The following is a 23,356-nucleotide window of genomic DNA, read 5'->3' as shown; positions in this document are numbered from 1 at the left end:
CCGGGGCACCGGATCATCGAAATCATGTCGATGCCTCGCCAGACGCCCCGCCCATCGGATGGGGCGCCGAATTCAGCCGGTGACGACCCCTCAACGCTGTTGCCCTTCGTTTTCGGCCTCGATGACGCGGACACCCCGTACGACGCCGTGGACGGACTCGCCCTCGCCGCCTTCCTGACCGGCGCTCAGCCGTGGGCCAGGACCACCCGACTGGACCGGGTCAAACCCGGCGCCCGACTCGTGCCGCGCGGCGCCAAGGTGGTGCGCGCCGTCGAAGAGGACGACCGCTCCTCCCAATTGGCCGTCGGCGACGGCTGGACCCTGCGCTCGGTCCGCTGGCGCAGCGGCGGCGGCGAGGTGACCGTGACCGCCGTCGACGAGAAGATCGGCCGCGCGGTGCTGAAGAAGGCGGTCAAGGGCGCCGCCGCCGATCCGCCGCCCAAGGACGAGGCCGTCGCGATGGGCTTTTGGTACTTCTCCGCCCGGCGCGGCCCGTACCGCACCACCCGGGCGATCACCGCCGCGCCGTGGGCGGACATCCGCTGCAACTACACCGCGCCCACCGCCGGCGCGTTCGACCGGCTGATGAAGGTCACTCCGGACGACGTGTCCGGGCGGCTGATCCTGCTGCACGGCCCGCCCGGCACCGGCAAGACCACGGCGCTGCGCGCGCTGGCCCGCTCGTGGCAGGACTGGTGCCGGATGGACTGCGTCCTGGACCCGGAGGCGCTGTTCGGCGACACCGGCTATCTGATGGACGTCGCGATCGGACGCGGCGACGAGGACGAGGAGTCGCACGACAAGTCCAAGACGCAGCGGTGGCGACTGCTGGTCCTGGAGGACTGCGACGAACTGATCCGGGGCGAGGCCAAACGCTCGGCCGGTCAGGCGTTGTCCCGGCTGTTGAACCTGACCGACGGACTGCTCGGGCAGGGCCGCAATGTGATGGTCGCGATCACCACCAACGAAAGCCTCGGCCGGCTGCATCCGGCGGTGGTCCGCCCGGGCCGCTGCCTGGCCCAGATCGACGTGGGTCCGCTGGACTTCGCCGAGGCCCGCGAGTGGCTCGGCACCGCCGACGGCATCGGCACCCACGCCACGCTCGCCGAGTTGTACGCACTGCGCAACGGCGCGGCGCCGGTGGAGGTCGAACGACCGGCGCACGGCGGCGAGGGGTTGTACCTGTAGCGCGCTTGGCCTTCGTCGAAGGCACCCGCCCGCTCCCGGTCGGAGTCGACGGCTCGTCGCACCGTCGACTCCGATGCCGGACGCGGCCCGGACCGGGACCTAGACGGCGAGGTCCACCACGACCGGCGCGTGGTCGCTGGTGCCCTTGCCCTTGCGGGCCTCGCGGTCGACGTATGCGTCGGTGACCGCGGCCTGGAACGACGCGTTGCCGTAGACCAGGTCGATCCGCATGCCCTTGTTCTTCGGGAAGCCCAGTTCGCGGTAGTCCCAGTAGGTGAACGGCACGTCGTACTTGAGCGCCCTCGGCATCACCTCGCGCAACCCCACGCCCTCCAGCGCACCGATCGCGTCCCGCTCGGCCTGCGTCACGTGCGTGGAGTTCTCGCCGAACAGCGAGATGTCCCACACGTCCCGGTCGGTGGGCGCGACGTTGAAGTCGCCGAGCACCGCGAAGGGCAGCGGGCCCGCGGCGTCGGCGGCGACCGCGGTCCGCAGTGCGGCCAGCCACTCCAGCTTGTAGGCGTAGTGCGGGTTGTCCACCTCGCGGCCGTTGGGCACGTATACCGACCGCACGCGCACCCCGCCGCAGGTCGCGGACACCGACCGGGCCTCGTGCGGACCGTCGACCTCCGGGAAGCCCGGCCCCGACTCCAGACCGACGGTGACGTCCGCCAGGCCGACCTTGGACAACACCGCGACGCCGTTCCAGCGCCCGCCGGCGTTGACCGCCGACGCGTAGCCGAGCTCCTCCAGCTCCTTGGTCGGGTATGCCTCGGGCGTGGACTTGAGCTCCTGCAGACACACCACGTCGGGCGCGGCCCGCTCCAGCCACTCGACGAGCTTGGGCAGCCGGGCCCCGATCGAGTTGATGTTCCAGGTGGCGACCCTCATGCGAACCTTCCAGAGCGGACGACGGCGTTCGGGCCCGCCGGATCGACCGGACGGGCCTGGGGGCCATTCTCCCTCGCCGGGGTGACACCGCCGGTGCGCCGAGGCCGTGGCGGATGCGGTAGTCATGGGGCATGGACACCACTCCCCCGGCCCGCACGGACGCCACTCCCCCGCCCGGTTCCGATCTCGCCGACCTGACCGCCGCGGTTGTCGCCTTCTCCGCCGAGCGGCACTGGCAGCCCTTCCACACCCCGAAGAACCTGGTGATGGCGCTGAGCGTGGAGGCGGCGGAGTTGGTGGAGATCTTCCAGTGGCTGACCCCGGAGCAGGCCGCCGACGTGATGTCGGACCCGGAGCGCGGCGAGCACGTCCGGGAGGAGATCGCGGACGTGCTGGCCTATCTGCTCGGGCTCGCGAACCGGCTCGGCATAGATCCGGCGCAGGCGCTGCGGGACAAGATGGTCAAGAACGCGATCAAGTACCCGCCGGGCGCCCCGGGCCTGTAGGGCCGCCTCCCAGCCTAGGGTCGGCGCAGCCGGATCCAGCGCCGGGCGCGGGTGATCCCGTGCGCGGCGCGGGGTGTGCGCTCGTCCGGCTTCGCGCCGGCCACGAGTCGGGTCTGGGTGCGTGGCGCGTCGGGTTCGTACGGCAGCGCGCCGAGATCGCCGGGCAGGCCGTCGACCGCGGACCGGGGGCCGTCGAGCGGGTCGGACGTACCTGCTCGCTGCTCCGGGATCCGGCCGATCCGCGGGACTGCGGCAACCTCGTCGACGTCGCCGGATGGCATTTCCGTCTCCGGCGTTTGGGTCTCCGGTGTTTCGGTCTCAGGCATCGCGTACTCCCCCCGAGCATGCGTCCACGGCGCGGCGGTCCCCTCGCACCTCGGCCGGCGTGCCCTCCGCAACCACGCGGCCGGATTCCAACACGGTGACCCGATCGCACAACGCGTCCACGAAGTCGATCTTGTGGTCCACCACCAACAACCCCACGCCGTCCGCCGCGACCCCGCGCAGGAGCAGCAGCAGGGCGTGCGTCTCACGTGCGTTCAACCCGGCGCTCGGCTCGTCCAGGATCAGCACCCGGGGCACCGCCACCATCCCGCGTGCGATGTCCAGCAGCCGCCGTTCGCCATAGGTCAGTACGTCCGAGGCGCGCTCTCGACGGCCTCGCGCGCCGGCCCGATCCGGTGTGATCCGGGCGCCGAATTGCCGCTCGTGCTCGACCCGCGCGAGCAGCGGCCGGGACAGCCAGGCCGCGAGCAGCCCGCGATGGCGGATGTCCGAGCCGGCGAGCACGACGTTGTCCGCCCCGGAGAGCGCACGCACCGGTTGCGGCGTCTGGAACATCCGGACCAGGCCGGCCCGGCGCGAGCGTTCGGGGCTGCCCAGGCGGACCGGCAGCCCGGACACGAACAGCTCGCCGGTGGCCGGCACGACTCCGGTGATCGCGTTCAACAGGGTGGTCTTGCCGCTGCCGTGCGGCCCGATCACGCCGACCGCCTCGCCGCGCTCGACGCGCAGGCACACGTCGTCCACGGCGCGCGCACCGGCGAAGTCCACCCGCAGGTGCCGGGCCCGCAGGACGGGTTGGCGGACCTGATCGGAGGCGGTGGCCGGAATCGGTTCGGGTCCGGACGCGTACAGCCGCGCCGGGTCAGGCATGGTCGCCCTCCTTCGCAGGACCCGGCTCGCGCACGTACGCGACGGCCGCTCGCGCACGCGTGGCCGGGCCGCTCGAACCCGCGGGTGTCGCTTCCCCGAGCGAACCCGCGTGCGCCGCGGCGATCACAGCCGCGGCGCCTGGTGCATCGGGCCGCCGACCGCACGGCCGTTCGGGCCCCGAGCCGGGGCGCGCATGCGGGCGCGCCCCGGCCTCGGACCCTTCCCCCGGGCGGCGCGCGGGGCCGGACGCCATACCTGACCAGGCGTCACCCCCCGCCCGCGCGCCACCCGTATCGGGGGCCGTACCGGAAGCCGGATCGACGGTCGAACAGGGCTCCCCCGCCCCGTCCGACCGCGACCCGGATGTATCCCGGACGGCCCCCGCGCCCCGGACGGACGCCGACTCCCCTCCTGACCCGGCGTCACCTCCCGGCCACGACAAAGTTTTTGTACCGGTTTGCTGGATCTCGTCCCGCCACGATCCGATCGGCCGGGTCGGGAACGGCCCGTGCGGGCGCACCACGAACCCGGGAATCGGGACCGGACGCGACGACACACCCGCGTGGTCACGCAACCGGCATGCGGTCCACGGGAGTTCTCCCGGACCGAGGGCCGGGCAGCCGATCGCCGGGTGGGCGACGGCGGCGAGTGACGCGACGAAGGTGTCCATGGTTCAGGACACGCCGATTGCGGGCGCGAGCAGTCGAGCCGATGTGCCGTTGCGGGCGTCGGCTAACGACGTGCGGCGGGCGCACGAAATAAGGCCGCCCGCACGGGAGTTGCCTCCGACGATTCGCCGATGTGTGCGCCCCGCTCTCGCGGTGCAGGTCGTGTGCACGGCCTGCGCCGTACGTGTGGTGCGACGAGCCATGGGAGCCAACGCCTCTCGCGTCGTCTCCCCGCCCGGCCATCCCCCACGGAGTCCCGGATGCGGCTCAAGCTAGACCGCAACGCCCTTCGCCGGCAAGGGCCTTGACAGCGATTCGGAAACTGGCGTAGAAGGTTCAGCACAATCTAACAAATGTTAGATAGGCAGTCAGGCTCTGCCGAGTTGTTCCCTAGGTTCTCCCTGAAGGCAATCCCCCACAGATCAACGGCAACCGCTCCACCTGCGGTTAGGCTGCACAGCACCAACGCAGCCGCATCCACCCGCCGGACCGAGAACGGGCGCTCATGGCACGCAGGAAGACGGAACCCGAAGCACTTCCGCGCCGGGAGGTGATCCTGTCCGAGGCTGCAACACTGTTCGCCCGCAAGGGCGTTGTCGCTTCGACCATCCGTGAGATAGCCGACGCGTCGGGAATCCTCGCGGGCAGCCTCTACCACTGGTTCGGTTCCAAAGAGGATCTGATCGACGAGATCCTCACCGCTGCGATGCGCGACCTGTCCGGCTGGTACGACGAGGCGTTCGCCGACGCGCGCAACTCCAGCGACCGGCTCCGCGGGCTCGTGCATGCCGCGTTCCTCACCATCGAGCACCACCCCGACGCGGCCACGATGTATGTCCGGGACTACGCGTACCTGGCCACGCTGCCGCGCTTCGCGCATCTCGCGGTGGACGGCATGCGAGTCCGTGATCTGTGGCTGGACACCCTCCGGGAGGGGATCGAGTCCGGGGAGTTCCGTGCCGATCTGGACCCGGAGTTGGTCTACCGCTATCTCGCGTACCCGCTGTGGCTCACCGCCGGCTGGAAGTCCGGCACCGACCGCACCCTGCCCGAATTGGAAGCCCAATTCACGGCGCTCGTACTCGAAGGCGTCACCCCCCGGAACTGACCAGGCGACGGCCGCCAGGCCACCCCGACACCGGTGGGTACTTCGAGCGCTCGAAAGGACCACACCATGCACGTCGACGGTTTCGTCGCGCCCGGATTCGCGCCCGTACAGGCCGCGTTCGAGGAGAACTTCGCGCTCCACGGCGAGGTGGGTGCCGCGGTCGCGGTCCACCTGCACGGAGCACCCGTGGTGGACCTGTGGGGCGGGCTGGCCGAACCGGACGCGGGGCGCAGTTGGGAGCGGGACACCGTACAGGTGGTCTGGTCGGTCACCAAGGGCCTGGTCGCGACGTGCCTGGCGGTGCTGATCGACCGGGGGCTGCTCGATCCCGCGTTGCCGGTGTGCCGCTACTGGCCCGAGTTCGCGGCGGCCGGCAAACGTGATGTGACGGTGGCCCAACTGCTCTCGCATCAGGCCGGGTTGCCGTTCCTGGACGAGCCGATCACGCTCGCCCAGGTGGCCATGCCGGACGCACTGGCGGATGCCTTGGCCTCCCGGCGGCCCGTGTGGGAACCGGGTGCGGCGCACGGCTATCACGCGGTGACCTGGGGCTTCTACGCGAGCGAGCTGATCCGCCGGGTGGACGGTCGCACGGTGGGCGCGTTCCTGGCCGAGGAGGTGGCCGGCCCACTGGGCGTGGACGCGCACATCGGCCTGCCCGCGACCGTGCTGCCCCGGCTCGCGCACCTGACCACGCTCACGCCGACCGACCCCGCGCTGCTCGACCTCGGCTCGGACCTCGGCCGGGCGATGCTCGCGCTGCCCGAACTCGCCGCCCCCGGCGCGGATCACGACCCGGACGTGCTGGCCTGGGAGGTGCCCTCGGGACTCGGCGTCACCAACGCCCGGGCGTTGGCGCGGGTGTACGCGATGCTCGCCGGCGGCGGCACGCTGGACGGCGTGCGGCTGCTCTCGCCCGCGACCGTCACCGAGGTGACCCGTACGGTGGTCGAGGGCCCGGACCGAATCCTCGGCGAACACACCGCCTTCAGCCTCGGCTTCATGAAGCCGGAGACCACCTTCTTCGCCGTCTCCGCCGACCCCGCCGCCTTCGGACACCCGGGCAGCGGCGGTCCACTGGCCTTCGCCGATCCGGCCGCGAGTCTGGCCTTCGCCTACGTGACGAACGGCCAGTCCCCGCTGCACACGGATGGGCGGGCGCTGGGTCTGATCGACGCGGTGCGGGGGTGCCTGGATCGGTAGGGGCGGGCAGGCCCCGGGAAGGCGGGCTCCGCAGCCCGGAGTTGCGTCGTGCGGCCGATCACGGTGGGGTCTGTCGGGGCGCGGCCGATCACGGTGGGGTCAGTCGCGGCGCGGGCGGTCGCGGCCGGGGCGGTCACGGCGGCGGCCGGCGACGAGAGCCAGGCCCCCGACGAGCAGGAGCACGCCGGCCGCCAGGCCGAGCGGCAACAGCGGGGCCGAACCGGTGTTCGCCACGCGGTCGGTGATGGCCCTGCGGGCGATCAGCGCGGGCCCGTCGTGCACCGCCCGCTTCGCGGCGGCGGCGCCCCGTTCCTCGGCCGCGTCGTCCCGCGCACCGGGAGGCTTGCGCCGCTGCGAGGGCTTGCCGGGGGCGGCCGGGGGGCGGCCGTCCGCCCGGTGTCGACGCGGTCCCACGCCGGCCCGATCGTGCTCGGATCGCCCGGCGGCGCCCGGCGACACCGCCGGCTCGGCGCCGCGGTCGGCCTCCGGCAGCCCGGGGCAGTGCGCCCGGAGCGCGGCGGTGCCGAGGTCGCGGGTGCGGTCGCGCCGGAGCGAGGTGCCGGGCAGGCCCGCCCCGTCCGCATCCGGCGGGCCCGAAGGCGTCGGGTCGAGGCAGGAATCCGACGGGATCGCGTCCGTCCCGGGCAGTCGCAGGCCGGGCCGAAGCGGCCCACTCGACGACGGCGGGGAAGGCAGCGGAGGCGGGATCGGCCGGCGGAACACCTCGGCCGAACCGCGACCGAGGGCCGGCGCGGATCCGGTGAGCGGCGCCGCGGCCGCGGCCGGCACGGCGACCACACCGAGCGCGACCGCCAGCGCCGCCGCCCGGTGGATTACGTGTCTACTCACCCGACCACGCTAGATCGCCCCGACCTCGCCCGACGGTCGCCGCGCGTACTATTCCCTCGTTCGGCCCAGCAACCATCACCCGCCCGGGACGGCCCGGACGACCCCGGGTCATCGGCGCAGGGTCAGTTCCGGCAGGTTCTCCATGTTGCCGCTGCCGTCGTCGGTGTCGACCACGACGAAGCCGTGCCGGCGGTAGAAGGCCCGGGCACCGTCGTTCTGTGCGAACACGTGCAGCCGGAGCCCGGTCGGGCTGTGTCGGGCGACCTCCTCCAGCAGCAGTGTGCCAACCCCTCGGCGCAGCAGGTCCGGTCGTAGATACAGGCATTCGAGCAGGTCGCCGGCCAACGCCGCGTAGCCGACGACCTCGTCCCCGCGCACGGCCACCCACACCCGACACTCGGCCGTCAGCACCTCGCCGACCCAGCGGGTCACCTCCTCGTGGGTGCGCCGCTGCGGCGGCAGGTAGGGCATCGTCGCGGACCGGGAGGCCATGTGCACGGCGGCCACACTCGCCGCGTCCGCCGGTTGTGCGGCTCTGATCCGCACCGCCCCGAGATCATTCGTCATGCCCGACCCGATACCCGGCCGACACCGGGCACAGACCCGAACCGCCTTGCCGTTCCCCCGCGTCGGCCGCCGCGCACCGGCCGGCGAGGCGGGATCGGCGGCCGCGTCGCAGGGGTCGGCGGCCGGCTCGGCGATCGGCATTCCCATAAAAGACAGCTTCCCTTACCGTGTAACGGCGTTACGACTCGGGCGACGATCCCCGGGTCCGCGTCCGGACCCGGGTCCGGTTCCGTGCCGCTCCGAGGGGGTCTTCGCCATGCGCGTCTTCGACGCCGACAACCACTACTACGAGGCCATCGACGCCTTCACCCGACACCTGGACCCGAGGCTGGGCGAGCAGGTCGTCCAGTGGTGCGAGATCAACGGCCGCAAGTACCACGTGCTCGGCGGCACGGTGAACCACGCCGTGGTCAATCCCACCTTCGACCCGATCGCCAAGGCCGGCGCGATGGCCGAGTACTTCCGCGGCAACCCCTCCGGGCGCAACCCGCTGGACTACCTGCGCGAGCGCGAGCCGATCCGCCCGGAATACCGCGACCGGGACGCGCGGCTGGCGGTGATGGACGATCAGGGCCTGGACCGGATCTGGCTGTTCCCGACGCTGGGCATGGTGTACGAGGCGGCGCTCGCGCACGACCCCTGGGCGGTCGGGCAGTTGTACTCCTCGTTCAACCGCTGGCTGGAGGAGGACTGGGGGTACGCCTACCGGGACCGGATCTTCGCCGCGCCCTACATCGCGCTCGCCGACCCGCAGACCGCGCTCGCCGACCTGGATCGGGCACTGGCGGGCGGCGCCCGGATCGTGTGCATGCGCCCGGCCGCGCCGAACACCGCGGACGGTCCGTACCCGCCGGGGCACCCGGTCTTCGATCCGTTCTGGGCCCGGGTGAACGAGGCCGGGGTGCCGGTGATCGTGCACGCGGGCGACAGCGGCTACTCGGCCAACGGCTACACCCGCAAGCAGGGCCTGCGTACCGACTTCAAGGGTGGCGGCGGCCCGTCGGTGACGATGTTGTGGACGATGGAGCGGCCGATCTTCGACTTCCTCGCGTCGCTGATCCTCGATCGCCTCTTCGAGCGTTTCCCGAACGTGCGGGTGGTCTCGGTGGAGAACGGCTCCGAGTTCCTCGGCGACCTGTTCCGCAAGCTGCGCTCGGTCGGCCGCAAGATCCCGGGCCTGTTCCCGGAGGACCCGGTGGAGACCTTCCGCCGGCACGTCTGGATCAACCCGTTCTGGGAGGACGACCTCGTCGAGGTGGTCGACCTGATGGGCCCCGACCGGGTCGTCTTCGGCTCCGACTGGCCCCACATCGAGGGCCTCCCCAACCCCAGGGACTACGAAAGCGAACTGAAGCCCTTCGACGACCACACCAAGGCCCTGATCATGGGCGAAAACGCCGAGGCCCTGAACACCCCCCGCCCGATCTGACCGACGCCGGACCACGCTCGGATCGCGCTCTTGCGGCGAACGAGCCGGGTGGTCCGGGTCAGATCAGGACGGCCTGGCCGCCCGGACCCTCCTCGGTGCTGTCGAGGACGGTCGGCGGGCGGCGGGTCGCGGGGGCGGGTGGGAGCAGGGCGGTGGGGTCGAGAGTGGGGCCTGCGCCGGCCCGGGCACGGAGTTCGGCCTGAGCTGCGGTCAGGTCGGCGAGCAGGCCCAACACGTGCAGCAGGTCGATCAGTTCGCTGGTCAGCTCGCTCGACCAGGTGCGCTCGCGGATCCGCTCCAGGCCCTCGCCCGGGGGTTCGGTGCGGGCCGCGATCCACGGTTCGAGGATGCCCAGGTCCCACACCTCGCGCGGCACCGGCCCGATCCGGCCGGTGCCCAGCAGCAACGAACGGCTCTCCTGGTCATAGGTCGCGCCGGTCGGCCGGGCCGGGATCGGCTCGCGCACGAACGGGCGGCGCCCGCCCGGCAGCCGGGGCTTGCCGTCGCCGGGGCGGCCGAAGCGCGCACCGAACGTGTACAGGCCGATCAGTCGGCGGCCGAGTTCGACGCCCGCCGTCCACAGCCCCGGGTCGGCGGTCAGCGGCACCCGCGCCGGGTCCACCGTCACCGCCACGATCCAGCCGAACAGGTCCTCGGCCGCGACCGGGACGGCGAGCCGGTCCGCGAGCAGTTCGACCAGTCCGGGCACCAGGTTGGGCTCGCGGCCCGCCGGGTCCCGGTACAGCGGCGCGACCCGCCCGCCGCGACCGCCGTGGTGCGCCGCGTCCGGCAGCAGCGCACTGCACAACAGCGGCCAGGGATCCCCGGCTTGACGCTCCGTCAGGTAGACCTGCCGGTCCCCGCGCACCCGCCACAGTTCGGGCCGGGCGAAGTCCACCACGCGGTGGTCCGCGAGCAGCCACTGCCGATCGAAGGGCCGCCGGGCGACCCGCACCAGTCGAGGCGTCGGCCCGACCACCCGCGCCAGCGGGCCGGTCGGCGCGTCACACCCGGGCAGCGGCGCGGGCCGAGACGACTCGGTCCGCGAACGGGTCGGCTGCAACAGGGCGTTGCGGTCCTCGGCGGCGGCCAACCGGGCCCAGCGCCGACGCAGCGTCTCGCGTTCGGGCGCGTACACCCAGGTTCGGCCCGTGCCGATCCCGGTCGTCCCCCACGGCATCAGATCGGCGAGCGCCGCCGCCCCGACCGGATTCACAGCGCGTGGTCCCACACCCGCCGCTCCTCCCGATCCGGATCCCCGACCACCGTCGCCGGCACGTCGAGCAACATCGTGCGCCGCTCGATCGGGTCGTACTCGGGCCAGTGCGGCAGCCCGTCGGCCACCGGCGGCCCACCCTCGACGAACGCGGCCCACGCCTGCTGCACACGATCGGACAACTCCCGCGCGGCGGGCGGCACACCGCCGGTCAACCAGCGACCGAGCGGCGTGTCCAACGTGCCGAACACGAACGGGATGTCGATCGCGTGCGGCGATCCGAGCCGTTGCGGATGTGCCTTGGGCGCCCAGCGGAACCGGTACAGGTACGCCGTTCCGCCGGCCGCGAGTTGCGCCTCGGCGAGCCGGACGGTCGGTATCCCGTAGGACTCCGCGGTGAGCAGCCGGATCCGCCGCGAACGCCCGTTCAGCTCGGGATACAGCTCCGCGTACCTGCGCACCAGGGCGGCGAGGTCGTCCGGGCGGCGCAGGTTGGCCAGGTCGGCGGGTCCGGGCTCGTGGGCGTCCGTACCCTCCATGACCACGAACATCTCCTCCTCGTCCTGATTCGACCCGAGCAGGATCGGCACGTCGCCCCGGATCGCGCGCACCGGGGTCACCGGCAGCGGCCCGGCGGGATCGACCACCGGCCGGAACACGAACCGCGCCGCGCCGCGCCCGATCGCCTCGGCCTGCGCGTCGAGCAACTCGGCCACGGGGACCCGGATCAGCGCGGCGGCCCGATCCGGGGCGATCCCCAGCGCGGCCAGCACGTCGCCGGTGGCCTGCTCGGCCTCCGGCACGCTGCGCACCGTCTGGGCCCCGCCGCTCTGCACGATCGCCCGGTGGAAGAGCCCACGCGCGGCGGGCAGCGCGAGCAGGTTGGCGGTGAGCTTCGCGCCGGCCGAGACCCCGCCGAGGGTGACCCGGTCGGGATCCCCGCCGAAGGCGCCGATGTGTTCGCGCACCCAGCGCAGCCCCTGAACCACGTCCAGGAGTGCGTTGACCCCGGAGGCGGCGTACTCCTCGCCCAGCAGGTGCCGCAGGTGCAACAGCCCGAGCACGCCGAGGCGGTAGGCGAGCGTGACCACCAGCACGCCGCGCCGGGCGAACCCGCTGCCGTCGTACACGCCCTCGAAGGACGCCCCGCCGGTGTATCCGCCGCCGTGCACCCACACGAGCACCGGGTGCGGGCCGGGCCCGGCGGGCGCGTGGATGTTCAGGTACAGGCAGTCCTCGTCGACAGCCACCGGCGCGGCGCCGTACTGGCCCATCGGCTGCGGCGCCGCGCGGGCGAATTCGCGCGCGTCCCGATCCCCGTCCCAGGCCACCGCCGGCCCGGCCGGCCGAAACCGGGCCGGTCCCAGCGGCGGCGCGGCGAAGGGTACCCCTCGAAAAATCCGGACCCCGTCCGACTCCTCGCCGATCAGGCCACCCAGCGACGTCTGCACTCGCACCATGGCATCGAGCATAGGACCCGCCGTCAGAGCAGACCCGCGAGCTTGTAGGCGACCAGCGACCCGGCCACCGCGACGTTGAGGCTGGTGCCGGTGCCGATCATCGGGATCTCCACCATCTCGTCGATGAACGGCAACGCCTCGAACGGGATGCCGTCGCTCTCGTGTCCGAGCACGGCGATGGTGGGTCGGCGGGCGGGTTCGAGGTCGGCGAGTCGGACCGCGTCGTCGGCGAGTTCGACGCCGACCACCCGGGCGCCGCGCTCGCGTCGACCGGCCAACCAGGTGAGCGGGTTGCCGACCCGATGCACGCAGGTCGGCCGGCGCAGCGTGTTGCCGCGGGCCAGTGCCTCGGGCACCCAGGGCAGGCGCGGCACGACCAGGCACGCGCCGACCGCGTCGCACGTGCGCAGCAGGGTGCCGAGGTTGACGCCGTGCTTGGGCCACAGCGGCGCGAGGTAGAGGTGGTCCCAGCAGCCGTGCGCCCGGGGTCGGCGCTGCCGTTTCAGCTCGGCGCGGGTGTTGACGTGGTACGCGGGGTCGGCGGGGCGAGGGCCGCCGCGCGAGGTCATCGCTCCCGGGAGGAGCGCCTCCCGTCGACGTGCGTGCCGATGCGATCGATGCGGTTCGATCGGTGTTCGCGGTGCTTGATTCGCTTCACGAGTGGGCCACTTCGCGGCGTGACCGGGCCATCGTCGAGTGTCGCTACCGCGTCAGGATACGGCGAACGACGCCGCATTGCGCCCACGGGAGCAACCTCGGATACTCCGCGAGCCGGATGCCGGTGCCGGCACGGGCGTGACACGCTTCCCGGGAAACATCCATTCACTCGGGAGTCCTGCCTTGACCGTTGTCCTGGTGATCGTCGCGGCCGTCGCCGTGCTCGCGCTGCTGGTCGGCGTGCACCTCTACGTGTGGCGGCGGCTCGTGCGCGACACCACCCGGTCGGGGCCGGTGCGGCGGATCGGCGCGGGCGTGGTGGTCGCGCTCGGCGTGTCGATGGTGGGCGCGTTGGTCCTGCCCAAGGTGTTCGGCCCACGCGGCACGGAGTGGATCGCCTGGCCGGGCTTCGTCTGGATGGCCCTGCTGCTCTACGTGGTGCTCGCGCTCGCGGTGCTGGAGGTGCCTCGGCTGCTCGCGCTGCGGACGCTGCGGCGGCGCGCGGGGGCGACCGAGCAGCCCGCGGACCTGCCGGTCGCCGTCCCGGTCGCGGTCGGCGCGGACGGGGACGGGGACGGGGACGCCGACACCTCGGAGCCGCCGGCCGCCGTCGCGGGCACGCCGTGGGCTCCGGACCGCCGGCTGGTGCTGAGCCGCTCGGTCGCGCTGTTGGCGGCGGGCACCTCGCTGGGCACCGTCGGATACGGGATGTCCCAGGCGCTGGGCGCGCCGCGCACCGTGCGGGTCCGCATACCGATCGCCCGGCTCGACCCTCGGCTGGCCGGTTTTCGGATCGCGGTGGTCGGCGACATCCATCTGGGCCCGCTGCTCGGACGTGCGCACACCACGCGTGTGGTGGAGACGATCAACCGGACCAACCCGGACCTGGTCGCCGTCGTCGGCGACCTGGCCGACGGCACGGCCGGGCAACTGGGCGGCGACGCCGAGCCGTTGCGGCGGTTGACCAGTCGTCATGGGTCCTTCTTCGTCACCGGCAACCACGACTACATGTCCGGCGCGGCGGATTGGGTCGCCGAACTCGCCGAATTGAACGTGCACACACTGGCCAACGACCGGCTGGAGATCGCCCGGGGCGGCGCGGCCTTCGACCTGGCCGGGGTCAACGACGTCACCGGCAAGTCGCACCACGACGGCCCCGACTTCGCCAAGGCACTGGCCGACCGCGACCCGTCCCGCCCGGTGGTACTGCTCGCCCACCAGCCGGTCCAGGTGGACCGGGCCGCCAAGTACGACGTCGACGTACAACTCTCCGGCCACACCCACGGCGGCCAGATGTTCCCGGTGCAACTCATGGTCAAGCTCGACCAACCGGCCGTCGCCGGCCTGCACAGGGTCGACGACACGATGCTCTACATCACCCGAGGCGCCGGCTTCTGGGGCCCACCGGTACGCGTCGGAGCACCCCCGGAGGTCACGGTGGTGGAACTGAGTACGCGATAGAACAGCCTGAGCGGGGCACCCCGAAATCCCACGTCGGCGCATCCGCAACCGGGTGTCCGGGTCGAGCGTGACGGTCACTCGGGGCAGGGCGGCGTCCGCTCGGGGCGGCCCTGCCCCGACACATCAGACCGTTTCCGTCATTCCACCGTCCACCATCAAGTGTGTGCCCGTGACGAACGACGCCTCGTCGCTCAGCAGGAAGCGGATCGCGCCGGCGATCTCCTCCGGACGGCCCAGCCTGCGCAGCGGGGAGCTGTTCTCCATCCGCTCCCGGGTGCCGGGGCGGGCGAAGGAGCGGGCCAGCATCGGGGTCTCGACGTAGCCGGGGCAGACCACGTTGCTGCGGATGTGGTACTCGGCGAGCTTGGCGGCGATCGAGCGGTTCAGGCCGAGCATGCCCGACTTGGACGCGCAGTAGGACGGGTTGAGCGCGTTGCCGACGATCGCGTTGAGCGAGGCGATGCCCACGATCGCCGAGCCGGCGTGTTCGCGCAGGTGCGGGGTGAGCGCCTGGACCAGCAGCGCGAACGAGCGCAGGTTGACGTCCAGGACGCGGTCCCAGTTCTCGGCGGTGACCTCGGTGATCGGGGTCGAGTCGACGATGCCCGCCGCGTGCACGAATCCGCCGATCGTGCCCAGCGCCTCGACCGAGGCGTGGATCGCGGCCGCATACGCCTCGGTGTCGGTGACGTCCAGGGCCAGACCGAGCGCCGGCACGCCGTGCTCGGCCTCGATCTCCTTGGCCGCCTCCTCGACCGGGCCCGCCGCGATGTCCCACAGCGCGACAGGTCGGCCGGTGGCGGCCAGCGCCCGCGCGGTGGCCCGCCCGATGCCCGAGGCACCGCCGGTGATCACGACGCCGGTTTCGGGTGATGTCTTGTGCGTACCCATTTCGAACTCCTCCGTGGACGGGCGGGCCGTACATCTGACGTACCGTCAGAACAAAAACCAGTGGTAGCACGAAGTCCGTAATGGTGTCCTGACCGGCATGGCGAAACGACTGATGGACCTGCTCGTGGTGATCGACGTCGAGGCGACCTGCTGGGACGGCCCGCCTCCCGAGGGGCAGCACGGCGAGATCATCGAGATCGGCGTCGCCACCCTCGACATCGCCACCGGCGAGCGCGACGCCAACCGCGGCATCCTGGTCCGCCCGACCCACTCCACCGTCGGCGCGTTCTGCACCGAACTGACCACGCTGACCCAGGCGAAGGTGGCGACCGGCCGCTCCTTCGCCGAGGCGTGCGCACTGTTGCGCACCGAGTTCCGGACCCATCAGCGGGTCTGGGCGAGCTGGGGCGAGTACGACCGGCAACAGTTCGAGCGCCAATGCGCCGCCGAGGGTGTCCCGTATCCCTTCGGCACCCGCCACCTCAACGCCAAGTCGCTGTACTCGCTCGCCCACGGTCTGGACCGCGAACTCGGCATGGCCGCCGCCCTCGAACACGCCGGCCTCCCGCAGGAGGGCACCCACCACCGGGGCGTCGACGACGCGTGGAACATCGCCGAGCTGCTCGGCGGCGTACTGCGCGCCTCCCGCCGCGATCGCCCGGACACCCGATCGCCGGCGGCATCCGCCCGATAGACCGCACCGACGGCCGGCAACCCGCAGGACGACCCCGGCCTCAGTCCCCGGCCACCAGCATCGCCGCGCCCACGATGCCCGCGTCGTTGTGCAACCTCGCCGGCACCAGGTCGGCGCGGATCTTGATGTACGGCAGGAACTTCTCCGGCTTCTTGCTGATCCCGCCGCCGATGATGATCAGCGACGGGGAGAAGAGCATCTCCACGTGCCGCAGGTACTCCTGCACCCGTGCGGCCCACTTCTCCCAGGAGAGATCGTGCGTCTCCCGGGCCACCGCCGAGGCCCGACGCTCCGCCTCGTGGCCGGCCAACTCCAGGTGCCCCAGCTCGGTGTTGGGCACCAACGTGCCGTCCACGAACAGCGCGCTGCCGATACCGGTGCCGAAGGTCAACATCAGCACCGTGCCGCGCTGCCCCCGGCCCGCACCGAAGCGCATCTCGGCGACGCCGGCCGCGTCCGCGTCGTTGACCATCGTCACCGGCCGGCCCAGCGTCGCGGTGAACAACGCGTCGGCGTCCAGGTCGATCCACGACTTGTCCACGTTCGCCGCAGTGCGCACGATGCCGTCGCGGACCACGCCCGGGAAGGTGATGCCGACCGGACCCGCGGTGTCGGCGAACTGCTCCAGCACCTCGCGGACCACCCCGATCACCGCCTGCGGCTCGGACGGCTCGGGCGTGAGCAACCGCACCCGCTCGTGGGTCAGCGCGCCGGCGGCGGGGTCCACCGGCGCGCCCTTGATCCCGGTCCCGCCGATGTCGATGCCCATGACCGGCACGTGAGGCTCCTTCGCCGTCGCAACCATCCACAACCCTGCGCACCGCCCACAGTCCTGCGCACCGTCCACCGCGCGACGCGGGCGACCGCGCCCCATCGGCCGTTACCCCGCCGGCGCGGGCCGATTCATCGCAGTTCGGGGAGATCCTCCGAATGCAACGTGCGCAACTCCTCCATGCCCGCGCCCGGCAGTTGGGCCAACCGGGTCGCATGCCGCTCGATCATCGCCTCGAACGTCCGCCGCGCCTCACGCGCGTTGCCGAACGCGGCGCCGCGCGGAAGCCGGCGGAAGTAGCCCAGCAGCGCATCGCACGCGTCGTCGGTGAGCACGTACTCGTGCTCGCTCACCTGCTTGCGGGTGATCTCGACCAGGTCGTCGGCCGAGTAGTCCTGGAAGGTGATGGTGCGCGAGAACCGGGACCCGAAGCCGGGGTTGGCGCCCAGGAAGCGTTCCATCTCGTCGGTGTAGCCGGCCACGATCACCACCACGTCGTCGCGGTGGTCCTCCATCATCTTCACCAGCGTGTCGATCGCCTCGCGGCCGAAGTCGCGCGAGGGATCCGGCGGAGCCAGGCTGTACGCCTCGTCGATGAACAAAACACCGCCGCGGGCCCGGTCGAAGACCTCCTTGGTGCGCGGCGCGGTCGAGCCGATGTGTTCGCCGACCAGGTCGACCCGGGAGACCTCGACCAGGTGGCCCATCCGCAACACGCCGAGCGCCTGGGCGATCTCGCCGTAGAGGCGGGCCACCGTGGTCTTGCCGGTGCCCGGTGAGCCGGTGAAGACCAGGTGCCGGCGCAGCGTGGGTGCCTTGAGTCCGGCCTCCTCGCGCCGCCGGCCGACCGAGATCAGGTCGATCAGGTTGCGCACCTCGGTCTTGACCCCGGCCAGGCCGACCAACGCGTCCAATTCGGCGAGCAGTTCATCCACGGTGCGCCCGGACGCCTCGGCGACGGGTCCGTCCACCGCCCCGCCCTCGCGCGCGCCCGGGATCGGCAGCGTGGCGGTCAGCGTGGCCACGCCCTGTGGTTGCGCGCCCGCCGCCGCGATCGGGCCGGGCGTACCCAGGATCCCGCCGCCGGCCGGTGTCTCCGTGCCGCTCGCCCCGTCCCCCTGCGACGTGCACTCGACCGCCACCGGCCCCGGACCGGCGAACTCGAAGCCGCCCTTGGCGTTGTCCCGCGTGGTGCACCGGGTGAACACCGGGTGGCAACCCTCGCGCACGTGGACACCGTAGCCGCGCCCGCCGAGCACCTCGCAGTCCTCGAAGTCGCCGCGCCCGCCCCCGGCGACGCGGATGCCCTCACCGCTCGCCCGGTCCACCCGGACCCGGCGCACGGTGGGACCGGCCGCGCCGGTGACCGAGACGCCGTCGGTGGTGTCCTCGATGGTGCAGTCGGCGATGATCCCGCCGCAGTCCGATTCCATGAACCACACACCGGTGGTGGCCTTGCGGACCTTGCAGGACTTGACCGAGACCACCGCGCCGGCGCCGATCCCGATGCCGGTCTCGTCCACGTCGTGGATCTCGCAGTCGTGCATGGACAGGCCGGTGCCGGAGCCGGCCACCTTGACCCCGTCCAACACGTCGTGGATGCGGCACTCACCCAGCGCCGCGTCCGCGCCGTCGGCCACCCACACGGCCGGCTTGCCGCCGGTGGAGTCGTGGAACTCGCAGTCGATCGCGGACGCCCGGGCGCCGTGGTCGGCGAGCGAGAGGCCGTTGCGGCCGAAGCTGCGGATCGTGCACCCGCTCAGGGTGACCTCGGAGTGACCGTGCACGTCGACGCCGTTGCGGCCCATGTCGCGCAGCCGACAGCCGACCAGGGTCAGGTTGGCGCCGCGGTCGACGGACACGCCATTGCCCTCGGCGTCGCGGATCGTGCAGTCGTCGAGCGAGAACGTGGCCAGGTCGTCGGCCTGGACGCCGGTGCCCTTGACCGAGGTGATCTCGGTGCGCGAGAGCGATCCGGCGCTGCCCTGGCCGCCGACCGAGATGCCCGCCCAGCCGACCCGCTCGATCCGCGAGTCGGCGATGATCGGCGCCGCGCCGCCCGCGACGCAGATGCCGCCGCCGCCCACGTCGTGGATGTGCAGGCCGGTCAGGTGCGGCGCGGCCTGGTCGCCGACGAACACCGCGGGCTCCGCGTCGGAGCCGTCGTGGATCTCGCACTCCTGCACGCTGCCGGTGGTCCCCGGGCCGGTGAACCGCAGTCCGTGCCCGGACGCGTCGCGCACCCGACCGCGGCGCAGGATCGGCGCGCTGCCCTCGCGCACGTCGAAGCCCTCGCGTCCGGTGTCGCCGATCTCGCAGTCCTCGAAGGTGCCCCGCGAGCGGCCGGTCACCCCGATGCCCACCCCCTGCGGGTTGCTCACCCGACAGCGGCGCATCATCGGGTCGGCTCCCGCGCGCAGTTCGACCCCGACCACCGAGGCGGCCCGGACCACACACTCCTCCAGTATCGGCGCGCAACCCTCGATCACGATGGCCGGCGACAACACCCCGGCGCCACCCTCGACGACCAGACCGTGCACGGCCGCGTCCGAGGTGATCGTCAGCGCGACGCCGTCGGCGGCGGTCAACACCACCGTCCCCGGCCCGTCCGAGCCGACCACCGTCACGGCGACGGCTATCGACACGTCCTCGCGGTACGTCCCGGGCGCGACCAGAATCGAGTCACCCGCCGCCGCGGCGCCGACCGCGGCGCCGATCGAGGTGTACTCACCCGTGCGCCGTCGCCAACGAGTGCCCTGCACCACCTGAAGAACCCGACCCGTCATGGCGCCCCTGCCACCAGCCCCTCGGTCCACACCCAGCACCCTCGCGAGTCCACCGTAAAGCGTCGCGGGCGGCCCCATTACCGGGTCTTGCCCCGGGGGCCCGGACGCTGTGTCGTCGGCGGACCCCTGCACCGTACAGTTCAACGCCCCGAGGGCACGGCCGGGTGGCGGTTAACGTCCCGCACTGCCCTGATTCGTGCTACCGGCCCCGGCCGTTCCGACGCTCGCGGTCGCGGTCGCGGTCGCGGCCGGCGTGGGCGCCGGCGCACCGTCGCGAAGCCGGGTGAACAGTTGCGCCGCGTCGGGCTGCTTGAGCGCGACCCGGTTGGGGTCCGGCGCGTAGTCGGTCAGCGGCGTGGTGGTGAACTCGATCCTGTCCAGCGGGATGCCGCGCAGGCCGTTGGCGAAGTCGTACAGGCTGACCAGCGAGTTGATCCCGGAGTCGGTGGTGATCGCCTTGGTCGCGGCGTCCATCACGTTGTACGCCTTGGCCGGGTTGGTCAGCAGGTTCTCGTCCTGGACCTTCTTGATCAGCGCCTTGAGGAACTCCTGCTGACGCGCGATCCGCTGGATGTCGCTGCCGTCGCCCAGGCTCTTGCGCACACGCACGAAGCCGAGCGCCTGCTCCCCGTCGAGGGTGATGTCACCGGCGGGCAGTTGCAGGTGCGCGGCCTTGTCGTCGATCGGCTGCTCGATGTGCATCGGCACGCCGCCGAGCGCGTCCACGACCTTCTTGAACCCGGTGAAGTCGATGGTGATCTGATGATCGATGCGCGCACCGGTGAGCCGTTCCACGGTGGCCGCCACACACGGCACGCCACCGACCTCCATCGCACTGTTGAACTGGCCGAAGTAGGCGCGCTGGGTGCCGCCCGTCGTGGTGCGACACGCGGGCACCGAGACCATCAGGTCGCGCGGGAAGCTGACCGCGGTCGCGGTCTTGCGCCCCTCGGGCACGTGCAGCAGGATCGTGGTGTCCGAGCGCTGGGTCCCGCCGTCGTCCCGGCCGTACGCGGAATTGTCACCGGCGCGCGAGTCGGACCCCACGAGCAGCACGTTCATCCCGCCGGTGGGCGGCGGTCGATCGGTCAACTGGTCGGCGAAGTCCTGCGTGCGGATGTTGCCGTTGAGGTGGTCGTACAACCACCACCCGAAGCCCCCCGCGGCCAGCAGCAGGGTGACGAGCCCGCCGGCGGTCCAGGCCAGGATGCGACGCCGTCGGCGTCGCCGATCCCGGATGCGCCGTTCTATGCGACCGGGACGCTCCGATCCCGGCTCCCCACCCGACGCCCCCGAAACGGCGTCGGCCGCCGGGGACGTCTCATCCTTGTCCTGCACGTCGTCGTCGCCTTCGTCGGGCCCCCGCGCTCGATGTGCGCTCGGCTCGATGCCCCGAAGTACGCACAATTACACAATCATAGTTGTTCCGATCGTTACACGCTGAATAGCATCAATTGGTTCCCACCCCGCGCGCCACAAAACCCCGCCCGAGCGCGGGATGGGCGGTCCACACCCCCGCGAGCGCAGGGCGGCCGAGCCGAATCCCGACCTATCCGGTCCCGCCCGCGGCCTTCGCCGCGCCGCGCTCGCCCAGGACGCCCAACGCGACGTCGACGATGCGGCCCAGGCGTTCGAGTTCGGTGCGGTGGAAGGCGGGGCCCTCGTGCCGGACCACGTACAGGGTCAGCCAGGAGGCGCCGATCGGCGCCGCCGCGCCGTGGCCGCTCGGGTCGCCCTCGTAGGCGAAGGCCAGCGGGCGCATCGGGGTGAGCGCGGGCAGCACCGGCGTCTCCGGGGCCCGCCAGCTCTGGTGCACGAGCTGCCGACCGCGTCCGCCGCGCGTGGCGACCGCCCAGTCCGCGTGGAAGAGCGTGGGCGCCGCGTCGATCAGCGTGGCCACCGCCCGTCCCGGATCGCGCGCCACCTGCCCCAGCACGTCCAATTCCGGCGCGGATCCGGGCACCTCGCCGGCCGCCCAGCAGCCCTCGACCCGGACACCCACCGAGCGCTCCATCGCGCCGACCAGCGCGGCGATGTCCCGCTCACCACCCCAGGAGAGCGTGAACTCGTCGACCGCACGGCCGCCGAGCTGTTCGAGCACGGTCATCTGCATCACGTCGGCGCCCGCCGCGCCCAGCAACTGCGTGATCCGCGCGAGCGATCCGGGCCGATCCGGCAGCGACACCCTCAGTCGGTACAGCACGCGACACCTCCTCCATTACCTGTCTTGCATCCTGACCTTTCCCCGTTTCGTTCGTGTTGCGTACATATGACAGCACCAAGTGATCATCGGCGTCGCGGACATCGCGGCGCGCGGGGCGACACCACCCGCCGAACGTGGAGGGGCGCCATCGGAGGATTCCGATGGCGCCCCTCCCCCTGCCTACTTCTTTTCGTCGGGCTCCCCGTCGCGGGTGACCTCGTCCGCCGCAGCCGCCGAGCCGTTCACGTGCATCGGCTCGTCGTCCGGGGCCACGCTCGACACCCGGGTCACCGCAGCATCCGGCGCCCGGTCCGCGGCGGACGCGTCCGCGCCGGCCGGCCGATCCGCATCGACCTTCGGTGCCGCCTCCTCGACCGGGTCGGGTCGCGAAGCCGGCTCGGCCGACACCGCCGCGTTCTCCTCGGTGTCCGGGACGAGCCCGGCCACCGGAGCGAACGCCGTAACGTCCCCGTCCGGCTCCGCGGGCGGTGGCACCGCCGCCGAAGCGCCGGCCGCCGGCGCGGCAGGCGCGGTCACCTCGATCGGCGCAGCCGCCGCGGCCTCGGCCGCCTTCGGCTTCCCCGCCCGCTCGGCCCTCGGTGTCCTCGGCGCCCGCGGCGGTTTCGCCGCCTTGGGCGGCTTCGGCTCCTTCGCCGGCCGCCCCGCCCGCACCGAGCTGTTGCCCACCGCCGTCGCGAACGTCGGCGCCGGGTCGTTGGCCTTGGGCCCGTAGGTCCACCACATCAGCCCGCGTCGAGCGTTCTCGCTGTCCGGGTGTTGCTCGCCGAGCACCCGCGCACAGTCCGCGACCAACTGGGTCAGCAACGTCCGGGCGCCCAGCGGATCGCCGGACTCGCCGGTCCAGTGCGCGTGGTTGTGCCGGATCACCAACGTGTCGTGGTGGTCCGGTCCCAGTACCCGCGTCGCGTCCTCGACCAGGTGCATCAACGCGTCCCGGGCCACCGAGACGTCGCCGGCCTCACCCGCCCAGGTCGCCCGGTCGTGCCGCGCCGTCAACGCCGCGGGATCGTCCGGCTCGTGCACCTCGCCGCGCTCGTCCGCGATCGCCGCCATCAACCGGGCCGCCTGGATCGTCTCGCCGGAGCGGCCCACCCAGTGCGCGTGCTGGTGTCGGATGGTCAGCGTGTCCGGATGCACCGGTCCGAGCGCGTCGGTCGCCTCCTCCACGATCGGTCGCAACATCCGGGCGGCGCCCGCGGCGTCACCCGCCTCGCCGATCCATCGGGCCCACCCGGCACGCACGTTCAGCGTCTCGGGATCGTCCTGACCGAGCACCAGGACACAGTCGGCCGCGACATCGCGCGCCAGCGACTCGGCGGTGACCGCGTTCCCGGACAATCCCAGGCAATAGGCATGGTTGTGCCGGGCCAGGAGCGTGTCCGGATGTTGCGCGCCGAGCACGCGCGCGTAGTCGCCCGCGAGCTCGCCGAACATCCGAGCGGCCTCTGCGGGCCTGCCCTCGTCACCGACCACCCGGGCCCACGCGGCGCGCGCGTCGAGCGAACCGGGGTGCTCGGGCCCGAGTTCCCGCGTCCGGGTCTCGGCCTCGGCCCTCAGTTTCTGTATCTCCTGCTCGTTCATCGCCGCTGATTCTCCCTCTTCCACCACAGGTGGCAAACCCGCGGTACCCC

At 72.5% G+C, this 23,356-nt stretch carries 21 protein-coding genes; 7 read left to right on the top strand and 14 right to left on the bottom strand.

Going from position 1 to position 23,356, the window contains the following annotated elements:
* Positions 1–24: 24 nt before the first annotated feature.
* Positions 25–1,188 carry a DUF5925 domain-containing protein gene (locus ACH4U8_RS16120; protein WP_379992012.1) on the top strand — a complete coding sequence of 388 codons (1,164 nt, stop codon included), beginning with the start codon at positions 25–27 and terminating at the stop codon, positions 1,186–1,188.
* A gap of 99 nt (positions 1,189–1,287) precedes the next feature.
* Here ACH4U8_RS16120 and ACH4U8_RS16115 read toward each other — a convergent pair whose 3' ends face one another.
* Positions 1,288–2,079, bottom strand: coding sequence for an exodeoxyribonuclease III (locus ACH4U8_RS16115; RefSeq protein ID WP_379992013.1), 792 nt, complete (start codon positions 2,077–2,079; stop codon positions 1,288–1,290).
* Between the two features lie 131 nt (positions 2,080–2,210).
* Between ACH4U8_RS16115 and ACH4U8_RS16110 the strand changes: the two genes are divergently transcribed.
* Positions 2,211–2,585, top strand: coding sequence for a nucleotide pyrophosphohydrolase (locus ACH4U8_RS16110; protein WP_360307761.1), 375 nt, complete (start codon positions 2,211–2,213; stop codon positions 2,583–2,585).
* Positions 2,586–2,599: 14 nt separating this feature from the next.
* Here the strand turns inward: ACH4U8_RS16110 and ACH4U8_RS16105 are convergent, their stop codons facing one another.
* A complete protein-coding gene (locus ACH4U8_RS16105; RefSeq protein ID WP_395778424.1) occupies positions 2,600–2,911 on the bottom strand; it encodes a hypothetical protein in 312 nt (103 codons plus the stop codon).
* Positions 2,904–3,740: an ATP-binding cassette domain-containing protein gene (locus tag ACH4U8_RS16100; RefSeq protein ID WP_360307755.1), complete on the bottom strand. Its 837-nt coding sequence runs from the start codon at positions 3,738–3,740 to the stop codon at positions 2,904–2,906. The genes ACH4U8_RS16105 and ACH4U8_RS16100 overlap by 8 nt, the downstream gene beginning before the upstream one ends.
* 1,173 nt (positions 3,741–4,913) lie before the next feature.
* On the opposite strand from ACH4U8_RS16100, the gene ACH4U8_RS16095 reads away from it, so the two are divergent.
* The gene (locus tag ACH4U8_RS16095) at positions 4,914–5,516 is read left to right on the top strand and encodes a TetR/AcrR family transcriptional regulator (RefSeq protein WP_360307752.1); all 603 of its coding nucleotides are present in this window, start codon (positions 4,914–4,916) and stop codon (positions 5,514–5,516) included.
* Between the two features lie 66 nt (positions 5,517–5,582).
* Positions 5,583–6,719, top strand: a complete 1,137-nt coding sequence (locus ACH4U8_RS16090) for a serine hydrolase domain-containing protein (protein WP_395778422.1) — start codon at positions 5,583–5,585, stop codon at positions 6,717–6,719.
* Between the two features lie 99 nt (positions 6,720–6,818).
* Here ACH4U8_RS16090 and ACH4U8_RS16085 read toward each other — a convergent pair whose 3' ends face one another.
* Positions 6,819–7,568 carry a hypothetical protein gene (locus ACH4U8_RS16085; RefSeq protein ID WP_379990783.1) on the bottom strand — a complete coding sequence of 250 codons (750 nt, stop codon included), beginning with the start codon at positions 7,566–7,568 and terminating at the stop codon, positions 6,819–6,821.
* A gap of 108 nt (positions 7,569–7,676) precedes the next feature.
* Positions 7,677–8,135, bottom strand: a complete 459-nt coding sequence (locus tag ACH4U8_RS16080) for a GNAT family N-acetyltransferase (protein WP_395778420.1) — start codon at positions 8,133–8,135, stop codon at positions 7,677–7,679.
* A 256-nt stretch (positions 8,136–8,391) separates the two neighbouring features.
* Between ACH4U8_RS16080 and ACH4U8_RS16075 the strand changes: the two genes are divergently transcribed.
* On the top strand, positions 8,392–9,564 hold the full coding sequence (locus ACH4U8_RS16075; RefSeq protein ID WP_360307740.1) for an amidohydrolase family protein: 1,173 nt from the start codon (positions 8,392–8,394) through the stop codon (positions 9,562–9,564).
* A gap of 58 nt (positions 9,565–9,622) precedes the next feature.
* Here the strand turns inward: ACH4U8_RS16075 and ACH4U8_RS16070 are convergent, their stop codons facing one another.
* From ACH4U8_RS16070 to ACH4U8_RS16060, 3 genes are read right to left on the bottom strand one after another with little or no spacing between them, the layout of a single operon-like run.
* Positions 9,623–10,795 carry a type ISP restriction/modification enzyme gene (locus tag ACH4U8_RS16070; RefSeq protein WP_395778418.1) on the bottom strand — a complete coding sequence of 391 codons (1,173 nt, stop codon included), beginning with the start codon at positions 10,793–10,795 and terminating at the stop codon, positions 9,623–9,625.
* A complete protein-coding gene (locus ACH4U8_RS16065; RefSeq protein WP_395778416.1) occupies positions 10,777–12,240 on the bottom strand; it encodes a carboxylesterase/lipase family protein in 1,464 nt (487 codons plus the stop codon). Before ACH4U8_RS16065 ends, ACH4U8_RS16070 begins: the two co-directional genes overlap by 19 nt.
* Before the next feature lie 23 nt (positions 12,241–12,263).
* The gene (locus ACH4U8_RS16060) at positions 12,264–12,809 is read right to left on the bottom strand and encodes a TrmH family RNA methyltransferase (protein ID WP_360307731.1); all 546 of its coding nucleotides are present in this window, start codon (positions 12,807–12,809) and stop codon (positions 12,264–12,266) included.
* Positions 12,810–13,080: 271 nt separating this feature from the next.
* Between ACH4U8_RS16060 and ACH4U8_RS16055 the strand changes: the two genes are divergently transcribed.
* Positions 13,081–14,358 (top strand): metallophosphoesterase, encoded by a 1,278-nt coding sequence (locus tag ACH4U8_RS16055; protein ID WP_395778414.1) that lies wholly within the window; start codon positions 13,081–13,083, stop codon positions 14,356–14,358.
* A 123-nt stretch (positions 14,359–14,481) separates the two neighbouring features.
* Here ACH4U8_RS16055 and ACH4U8_RS16050 read toward each other — a convergent pair whose 3' ends face one another.
* The gene (locus ACH4U8_RS16050; protein WP_379990786.1) at positions 14,482–15,249 is read right to left on the bottom strand and encodes an SDR family NAD(P)-dependent oxidoreductase; all 768 of its coding nucleotides are present in this window, start codon (positions 15,247–15,249) and stop codon (positions 14,482–14,484) included.
* A 97-nt stretch (positions 15,250–15,346) separates the two neighbouring features.
* Between ACH4U8_RS16050 and ACH4U8_RS16045 the strand changes: the two genes are divergently transcribed.
* Complete coding sequence (locus ACH4U8_RS16045; RefSeq protein ID WP_360307723.1) at positions 15,347–15,943, top strand: 3'-5' exonuclease; 597 nt, start codon at positions 15,347–15,349, stop codon at positions 15,941–15,943.
* A 40-nt stretch (positions 15,944–15,983) separates the two neighbouring features.
* On the opposite strand, the gene ppgK is transcribed toward ACH4U8_RS16045, so the two are convergent.
* The 5 genes from ppgK to ACH4U8_RS16020 form a co-directional block, all read right to left on the bottom strand.
* Positions 15,984–16,721, bottom strand: coding sequence for a polyphosphate--glucose phosphotransferase (ppgK, locus tag ACH4U8_RS16040; protein ID WP_379990787.1), 738 nt, complete (start codon positions 16,719–16,721; stop codon positions 15,984–15,986).
* A gap of 125 nt (positions 16,722–16,846) precedes the next feature.
* Complete coding sequence (locus ACH4U8_RS16035; protein ID WP_360307717.1) at positions 16,847–19,501, bottom strand: right-handed parallel beta-helix repeat-containing protein; 2,655 nt, start codon at positions 19,499–19,501, stop codon at positions 16,847–16,849.
* Between the two features lie 171 nt (positions 19,502–19,672).
* Positions 19,673–20,839, bottom strand: a complete 1,167-nt coding sequence (locus tag ACH4U8_RS16030; protein ID WP_395778412.1) for an LCP family protein — start codon at positions 20,837–20,839, stop codon at positions 19,673–19,675.
* A 211-nt stretch (positions 20,840–21,050) separates the two neighbouring features.
* Positions 21,051–21,704 carry an ACT domain-containing protein gene (locus ACH4U8_RS16025; protein WP_360307711.1) on the bottom strand — a complete coding sequence of 218 codons (654 nt, stop codon included), beginning with the start codon at positions 21,702–21,704 and terminating at the stop codon, positions 21,051–21,053.
* Positions 21,705–21,884: 180 nt separating this feature from the next.
* Positions 21,885–23,306, bottom strand: a complete 1,422-nt coding sequence (locus ACH4U8_RS16020) for a tetratricopeptide repeat protein (protein ID WP_395778411.1) — start codon at positions 23,304–23,306, stop codon at positions 21,885–21,887.
* Between the last annotated feature and the right edge of the window lie 50 nt (positions 23,307–23,356).

The organism is Embleya sp. NPDC020886, from assembly GCF_044333915.1.
GTDB lineage: Bacteria > Actinomycetota > Actinomycetes > Streptomycetales > Streptomycetaceae > Embleya.
This window is presented reverse-complemented; position numbering and strand designations above follow the sequence as displayed.